This is a genomic window from Bacillus sp. mrc49 (assembly GCF_002803435.1).
This window is the reverse complement of sequence record NZ_PHNG01000142.1, coordinates 1-952: the sequence shown is the minus strand read 5'-3', so window position 1 is coordinate 952 and position 952 is coordinate 1. Positions and strand designations below refer to the sequence as shown.

Genomic DNA, 952 nt, shown 5'->3' with positions numbered 1-952 from the left:
TATAGGAGTTGTTGGTGCTCAGAAGGCGCTTAACGCTACAATTGGCGAGGCGATGAAGCTCGACTATAACAAGGTCAGTCTTGAAGCGATGTTTCGCGGGGATGCGAAGGCAGCGAAGGAGCTGTCCGAGTTCATCCAAAACAAGGCGGTCAATTCCGTCATGACCTATCAGGAAGCCTTGAGCTCTACGCAATCCTTTTCGACACTGACAAAGAATACTGACGAGATTAAGACGATGGTCGACCTCACGGAACGCCTGAGTTACCTTAATCCGATGCAAGGATTCGATGGGGCCGGATTCGCGATAAAGGAGGCGCTGGGTGGCGACCTGGTATCGTTGAAGGACCGTTTTAATTTAACGAAAGCCCAAGTGCAGCCGATTAAAGATGCGGCCAATCAGGCGGAGAAGTTGAAGGCGCTCGACGATGTGCTATCAAAAATCGGGATTGATACTAAATATCTCGGAAAGGTAAACGATACTACCTACGCCAAGTGGGGCAAACTCGTTGACACGACGAAGCAATTCCTCGTTGGGCTCGGTGAATCTGCGTTAAGCTCCGTGGCCCCTTTTATCGATAAGTTTACTGCCTTCATGGAGAGTGGAAAGTTTGCGGACTTCCAGGTAAAGGCGGAAGGGGCTTTCAGCTCTGCGGTATCAGGGGCGATAAATCTCGCCACAACAATTGCGAACAATTGGCCGGCGATCAGGGAGACGATTATTTCCGTCGGTGGGGCGCTTGTCGTGCTCAAAGCCGGTTTTGCCGCAATGACAGTCATAAGCACCGTAACGACGATGATGAACGCATATAAGCTCGCAAATGTCGGGGCCACAACGGCTGCGGCTCTTTTTAATGGCGTCCTTATGGCTAACCCTATCGGCCTAATTGTGGTAGCCCTGGCGGCTTTGACTGCGGGGATTATTTACGTATGGCGGAACTTCGATACGGTGAAG

General features: G+C 51.2%; 1 pseudogene. It reads left to right on the top strand.

The features are described from left to right. Positions 1–952, top strand: a pseudogene (locus CVN76_RS00980) (hypothetical protein); the annotation flags it as partial.